Source organism: Agrobacterium sp. CNPSo 2736, from assembly GCF_004005385.1.
Classification (GTDB): Bacteria; Pseudomonadota; Alphaproteobacteria; order Rhizobiales; family Rhizobiaceae; genus Agrobacterium; species Agrobacterium leguminum.
This window is the reverse complement of the sequence record NZ_RZTX01000043.1, coordinates 1-6,407: the sequence shown is the minus strand read 5'-3', so window position 1 is coordinate 6,407 and position 6,407 is coordinate 1. Positions and strand designations below refer to the sequence as shown.

General features: G+C 55.3%; 8 protein-coding genes and 1 pseudogene. 5 read left to right on the top strand and 4 right to left on the bottom strand.

Features of this window, described 5'->3' with window-relative positions:
• The coding region (locus EM858_RS26825; RefSeq protein ID WP_164865590.1) for a BID domain-containing protein at positions 1-860 on the top strand (860 nt) is incomplete at its 5' end.
• A gap of 70 nt (positions 861-930) precedes the next feature.
• On the opposite strand, the pseudogene EM858_RS27580 reads toward EM858_RS26825, so the two are convergent.
• Positions 931-1,122, bottom strand: a pseudogene (locus EM858_RS27580) (IS3 family transposase); the annotation flags it as partial.
• A gap of 624 nt (positions 1,123-1,746) precedes the next feature.
• On the opposite strand from EM858_RS27580, the gene EM858_RS26820 reads away from it, so the two are divergent.
• The 4 genes from EM858_RS26820 (at position 1,747) to EM858_RS26805 (ending at position 4,560) form a co-directional block, all read left to right on the top strand.
• Positions 1,747-2,331, top strand: coding sequence for a hypothetical protein (locus tag EM858_RS26820; RefSeq protein WP_127758564.1), 585 nt, complete (start codon positions 1,747-1,749; stop codon positions 2,329-2,331).
• Between the two features lie 757 nt (positions 2,332-3,088).
• Positions 3,089-3,316 carry an ankyrin repeat domain-containing protein gene (locus tag EM858_RS26815; protein ID WP_348628189.1) on the top strand — a complete coding sequence of 76 codons (228 nt, stop codon included), beginning with the start codon at positions 3,089-3,091 and terminating at the stop codon, positions 3,314-3,316.
• 40 nt (positions 3,317-3,356) lie between these two features.
• Complete coding sequence (locus EM858_RS26810; RefSeq protein WP_164865589.1) at positions 3,357-3,821, top strand: GNAT family N-acetyltransferase; 465 nt, start codon at positions 3,357-3,359, stop codon at positions 3,819-3,821.
• Between the two features lie 115 nt (positions 3,822-3,936).
• Positions 3,937-4,560: a histidine phosphatase family protein gene (locus EM858_RS26805; RefSeq protein WP_127758562.1), complete on the top strand. Its 624-nt coding sequence runs from the start codon at positions 3,937-3,939 to the stop codon at positions 4,558-4,560.
• A 53-nt stretch (positions 4,561-4,613) separates the two neighbouring features.
• Here EM858_RS26805 and EM858_RS26800 read toward each other — a convergent pair whose 3' ends face one another.
• The 3 genes from EM858_RS26800 to EM858_RS26790 all read right to left on the bottom strand — a co-directional run.
• Positions 4,614-4,955, bottom strand: a complete 342-nt coding sequence (locus EM858_RS26800; RefSeq protein WP_245483070.1) for a hypothetical protein — start codon at positions 4,953-4,955, stop codon at positions 4,614-4,616.
• 185 nt (positions 4,956-5,140) lie between these two features.
• Positions 5,141-5,887, bottom strand: coding sequence for a hypothetical protein (locus EM858_RS26795; RefSeq protein WP_348628188.1), 747 nt, complete (start codon positions 5,885-5,887; stop codon positions 5,141-5,143).
• Positions 5,888-6,151: 264 nt separating this feature from the next.
• Positions 6,152-6,407, bottom strand: a 256-nt coding sequence (locus tag EM858_RS26790) for an integrase core domain-containing protein (protein WP_164865458.1), incomplete at its 5' end; no start/stop codon positions are given.

Sequence of the window (6,407 nt, the reverse complement as noted above, 5' to 3'; positions counted from 1 at the left end):
GGCAAGATTATCGCCGCATCCGGTGGTCCGATCTCATGTCGCAAGACGGCGCCGCCCCTGCCCCGACAGAAGTCGTCGGCCAGCACTCGCCGCTGGAAGCCGGTAAGCCCGGTCCGCTGGTGCCAGCGATCATCCGATACGACCGCAGCATCGAACAAATAGCCCGGGAAAGGGCGATATCCGTGATCGATCAGAGGTTCGATACGGTGGAATCTGTCGCGCGGCACGTGTTCCATGACCCGGTCGAGGTCGCCGCAAGACTGCGCACCGCGATGACCGAGAAGGACGGCAACGGCAATATCATGGCGAAGGCCATGGCAGAGCAGCCAGAACGCTTCGGGGAGCTACGCGGCAAGTCGGGGATGTTCGGAAACAGCAAGGAGCGGAAAGAGGCGCTGCACTATGCCAGGTCTCTCTCTGCCCATATCGGCTATGTCTCCGAGGCATGGGAGCGCCGGCTTGGCGAAGAACGCGCGAGCGAACAATGGCAACGCGAACAGCGTGATGTGATCGAAGTGCCTGGCCTCACGCCGCGCAGCGCCGAAATCATTGCCCAGGTGGAAAAGATGCCGGTCGAAAAGCGGGACAAATTTATCGTGGAGCTGCGATCATCACCTGAGGGCCGAGCCGCGCTTGATGAGTCAAAGCTGGTGGTCGAAGCGCTCACGCGTCGGTTCGGTAGTTCTGATCCTCGCAGGTTCGCCGAGGAGTTGGAGACACGCCCGGAGCTCGCAAAGCACGCCGAGCAGATCAGGACAATCGCCCGCATGGTGGATCGTACACGCCATGCCGAGCTCAGCCATGATCACGCGTTGAAACAGCAGCTTGTCCGGTCTCAAGGGCTTGGACTGAGACGATAGTGGGTGCCGGCAACAACATTGGCGTCTTTTTAGCGGCCACCCTTGAGAGTGCGCCACGCTTCCAAATTTTCTAAGTCTCGCCATTGACTTGACCTGTTCCGACTGGAGAGAACATTCCGTTTCTGACTTGTTTGCGTTTCGGGTTGCAGAACATCTCGATGTAATGGCACATGTCCTGGCGAGCTTTATCGCTTGAACGTTAGACCCTGTATCGTATCCGCTCTCGCATCAGAAGGTTGAAGAAGCTCTCCGCCACCCCATCAGTTCGGGTCGAGAAGACCGTTATCCATGAGGGCGAGGGCGAAAGGTTCGTGAGGCTGAACTGGTTGACCGGCGCAAGTGGGAAGCGGAAATTGTTCCGGCACGTGACGACAAAACCGTAGAGGTCGAGACTTCTCGGAATGCACGTCCTCTGGTAGAAAAAAGCAACGGTCCGAGAAGGTGAAGCATCACTTGCAGATCCTGCGGCAAGGCAGTTGAACCGCCGTGAGGAACTGGGGCAGAAGCGCCAAGCGGAGCGCGATTGAGACGAGCAGGAAAGATAAGATGGACCGAGGAAGCCTGCTTCACATAAGCCATGAGAAGAATTAGCGGAGAAGTAGAGGCGTGATAGCGATATATGACTCCGGTGGGTTTTGAGGTGGCCCTACGTTTCGTCGTGGTGTTCGTGGTAGGCGCATCGCTGGATGTCGCCTTGGGTCTATCTACAGTAATGATATCAGGTAATCGCCAGCCACTGGCCGTTCTGATTAGCGAATAATGCCGGTTAGATTTGCCTTTTTCATTTGGAGCGCGCGGGAGTTATCAATTGCAGACGGATGCCCCTCCGACGTACAGCTTTACCACGCAAGTCGCGATGCCTTACCAAAGCTCCCCGAGATTCACGATGGTCACGACGGCTTACGCCATCGACGCCAAAGGCCTTTCGGTGAGGCGAGGACAGTCCGTGAGCCTCATCCCGTGGACATCTGTTCGGTTCCTGCACATTTACGTAACGAGTGGGGTCGGCTCCACCGGATTTCCAGTCTACAGTGCGCGTTTGCGGATGCTCTTCGCATCGAGGGAGATATCCTCGCTGCATTGGCAGGGAGAGACACGTACTGATCAATCCGCCAACTATGTTCGCTTCATGGAAGAACTTATTCCTTTTGCAGTCGCCTGTAACCCTCGTCTTCGCCTCCGATACGGCGGCGACCCTATGCTGGAGGCGGCGATCCCGGGGGTGCTCGCTCTCGTCTCCATGCCGTTCCTGTTGATCCCTTTTTTGATCTTTAAACCGCTCGGTGCTCCTCTTTCTGGCTTGAAATTTTCTGGGCTGAACAAATTTGGGGCTAAACCCGTAGTTGCTGCGATCATCGCCGGGCTTGGTGTGGTGCTTAACATGCTCCCATGGTCCACCGGTAAGCAGTTCAAGGCCGACGATCTGCCGACCGCAGAGCTGCCTCCGAAATATCGGCAAGGTGAAGTCTGAAACCACATCTCGCAGGGAGATGCCCAGCAACCTGCAACCCGGAAGAACGGCACTTTCTGGCTCCTCGTCACGGCAATTGCGTTGAACGGTTTTGTGACCTACGGCATGGAGTCTATCGGCATCGAATTGTTTCGGGCGTTGGGGGCGGATGCCGTCTGGGCTGTCGGAATGGCGTCATTCCTGGGAGTTCTCAAGGTTTGCGGCCGTCTTATCGACCTGCCGGTGGCAACAGATGGAGTGCAGTTTCCACCGGGATCGTGGCCGGTGCAATGATCCCTTCTGGTCTTTTGGTAATTGTCGCCTTTGGCCCTAGCCCGGTCGCAGTGGTTGCTTCCCTGCTTCTTTTCGGAGTGGGGAGCGGGGCATTCGCTGTAGCACGTGCGACTATGCCTCTGGTGTTTTTCAAGAAGGCAGAATACGCGGCTGCCATGTCGGTGATAGCTCTGCCCTTGAACATGACCAGTGCACTGGCTGCGCCTGTCTTATCGGGAATCCTGACGATATCAGGCCCATCCATGACGCTGCTGTTGTTGGTCATTTTTAGTGTACCCGCCTGGTGCGTCCTGCTCAGACTCGGCAGTTTGACGAGGACGCACTCGATGTCGGCAATTAACTGAGGCCATTCCGTTGCGGCACCTCCCGGGCGCAGAGGTCGTTCTTTTGAATTGTCGGTGCAGATTAATTGAACCGGTGACAACTCTGGTCTCGGGCGTTCCATCCGAAAGGCTGACTGTTCGGATTCCGACCTCCGCTCCTTGTGAAGCGAGGCGCAAATATCGAGGCTCGCGACAAAAGAGGATGGACCCCATTGATCATGCAGGCAAACAACCAGCAAAATGGTCCGGATGTCGTCGCCGCTCTTCTTGCGCACGGCGCTGATCCGAATGCAGAAGGGCATGATGCCGAAACCGCTCTTTCTTTCGCAACGGAAACGGCTGAGGGATCGTTTATCGAGGTCCTCACCGCTAACGGTGCAACGAAGTGACGACCGTTTCAGCTTTGATGCGCCAGGCTCCGAGGGAATAATGACGATCAAAATCATAACGGCTACCGAGGCGAAGAAATCTAAGCTATGGGAAATGCTTTCTGATTATCTGAAAGAGTTAAGTCAGTACGGCGATGTTGACCTCGAATATCCTTTTTTTGATCGTTACTGGACCGACGATGACCGTTGGCCTCACCTAATATTCAAGGACGAAAGCATTGTCGGGTTTGCCCTGGTAAATACTTGGTCGCCCACGGGAAAAGACGCGGACTTCGCAATCGCCGAATTTTATGTGCTGCCAGAGTTCCGTAACGCTGGGGTCGGAAGGCAAGCATTCTGCCACCTCCTTCACAATCGATCTGGTATCTGGGAGCTTGGTGTCATGTCGTGCAACGAAGCCGCAAAGGCATTTTGGGAGCGAATCCTCACCACGACTAACATTTCGGAGATCGAAAGGTTCAACTTAAAAAACGAATTGGTCTACCGCTTTTCATACCGCGCATAGTTGTTGATCCGTTTCGGATTAGATGTCGCCGTTACGCCTCGCGCCAATAGAAGACGCACCGTTCTCTCCGTGAAATTTCGACTACACGCGGAGGCAGTGGTTCTGAGGGTTTTAGATGAGAAATTTATTTGTCGTAACGCATACCGAGTCCATCCACCACATAGAGGGAAAGGTCGGAGGCTGGTACGACACCGGGCTTACAGGACAGGGGCAGGAGGATGCTCTTGCCGTGGCCGAGAGGCTATTTACGTTTATCGGCGAAAATGAAATCGAGATTTTCTCGTCCGACCTAAAGCGGGCCTCGCAGACAGCAGATTGCATCGGAAGCCACTTCGGACGGCCTGTGACGCAGACAAAGGCGCTGCGGGAGATCAGCTATGGTATAGCTGAAGGTAAATCGCAGGAATGGCTTGATGCGCGTTATGTACCAGCACCAGATACCGACAGACTCGATCATCGAGGTAATATTGAGGGAGCGGAGTCACGTCGTGATGTGGCGGCCCGGGTTTATCCCTGCGTGGACGCAATAGTTGGTCGAGATTGCGAAACCCAGGTTATCGTCACCCACGGCTTCACATTAAGTTTGGTGATCGCAGCGTGGATGAAGGTACCTGTGGATGCCAGCGGTTTTATCTCCTACGCCGCACCCAGCGGAAGCATCACCCATCTCCGGCAAGACGATTTCTTCCGCAGCAGGGCACTGATCCGTTTTGCGGACACATCCCATTTGGTCCGATGAGTGTGGAGGCACCAAAACTACCCTGATGCAAAGCACTAATTGTGGCCGTGAATCTACCGGACTCGGGGAATTACCGGACTTTCAAGAAAGAGTCGCCGGAAAGTTCCTGCAATAACCACGCCCAATCCAAACCCGGCTATCAATCTTGCTAGCAAAAGATCAGGCAACGAATTGGACGCCAGCCAATAAAAGGCCCCAAATGCCAAGAACGATGTTGCGACAAGACCCAACTGTCCGTCCGTGAATGGCCGACGGAAAGCAACAACGTGAAAGCCAGCAATGCCCCCGGCTAAGCACGGCACAAACTGACCAAGACTTATCGTTGCCTTCGCCGTAAGCGAATCCAGCAGGCAAAAGATGAGCGCCAATACTCCGGTGCCGAACAGCTGTAACATGACCGCTCCAATGAGACGTGTTCGGCAGGAGTATTTGGGTTTCGAATAGCGAAAATATGTGACCAAGGCGTCCTCCTTTGAAGTGGTCGCCTTCGACATGGATGCGGCCACCCTGAAATTCGTACAACCTCAACTTGAGTTGAGGTCAAGGGGGACGGCACAAAGCGCGATGAGGAGATATTGGATTATGTTTCCGAAAAAAATTCTACGGCCTTTCTCGCGACTTCGTTGTGAATGGCGGTTCTGTTCAGCCCTCCTTGATCAAAGAACAGCTCGGGTGCAGCCGACCGTCCAATTTTCGAACCTTCAGGCAAGAACGTGTAATGGCCAACACCGCCACTCAAAACCTCCGACCGACAATGCGGAATGTGCCGGACGAGCCAGTCGCAGCATTGCTTGGGCGGCGCGACGGTGTCCTCGTCACCGCCGATCAGTTGGACCGGCCTCTTCATGGCTTGAAGACTATCCTCTGAAAAACCAAGGACGGAGCGGCCGGGAGCAATTGCAAGTGCGGCGCGGATTCTGGAATCAGAAAAGTCGGAGCGACGGCGATCCCAGGATGCACGAAAAACCGGTTTTTCATACAATTTCGGAAGTTCATCGGCGAGATTCGGAAACTCTCGTGGTCCCTGGATCGGGCTCTTTACCGGGTTATCTGGTTCGAACTGTGAAAATGCGACACGTGCCCCAGCCAACAAAAGCGCCGTGTAGGCTCCCGCCGAAAATCCCGAGACGAAAGCTTGCTCATGAATTTGGGCTCCGAGATCGTTTCGCCAAGCTGGGTCATCGAGAATGGCCGTAAAGTCACTGGCTCGCTCCCACATGCACAGAAACCCCTCGGCGCGGTATGGCTCGGACCCAGTATGGCCATGGTGGTTAACTGCCAATGCGATAAAGCCTTGGAGGGCAAATCGGAAGCCGAGCCACTCCACGGCTGCCGCCGTGGCTCCTGTCCCGTGCGACAGGAGGACCAGCGGCAATGCTTCGTTGGAGCGAGCTATAGGTGCATCGATGGCGACGGGCTCTCTCCGAAACCACGATTTTTCCCGGGGGATATGAGCAGTTGATCCGTCATGTGCAGGGTACCATGCCGTCCAGACTAAAGGACGAGGAGCAGTTCCATCCCAGTTTCGTCGGTGAGGATCGACTGAAGAATCTGAACCGCTCCGGGTTTGCCGGAGGCCGTTTCGTTTAAGTTATGCGGCCATGGCTGGTTCGTCCAGCATGGCGTAATACCGGTCCTCGGCTTCGGCTGGCGGTATATTCCCGATAGGCTCCAGAAGCCGTCGATGATTGAACCAATCGACCCATTCCAAGGTGGCGAATTCCACCGCCTCGAAGCTGCGCCATGGTCCACGTCGATGAATGACTTCGGCCTTGTAGAGACCGTTGATCGTCTCAGCGAGGGCGTTGTCGTAACTGTCGCCGACGCTTCCGACAGACGGCTCGATG

Excerpts from the sequence above, each read along its gene's own strand:
- EM858_RS26805 (WP_127758562.1), top strand. The coding sequence starts at position 3,937 with ATGAGAAATTTATTTGTCGTAACGCATACCGAGTCCATCCACCACATA.
- EM858_RS26820 (WP_127758564.1), top strand. The coding sequence starts at position 1,747 with ATGGTCACGACGGCTTACGCCATCGACGCCAAAGGCCTTTCGGTGAGG.
- EM858_RS26800 (WP_245483070.1), bottom strand. The coding sequence starts at position 4,955 with ATGTTACAGCTGTTCGGCACCGGAGTATTGGCGCTCATCTTTTGCCTG.
- EM858_RS26810 (WP_164865589.1), top strand. The coding sequence starts at position 3,357 with ATGACGATCAAAATCATAACGGCTACCGAGGCGAAGAAATCTAAGCTA.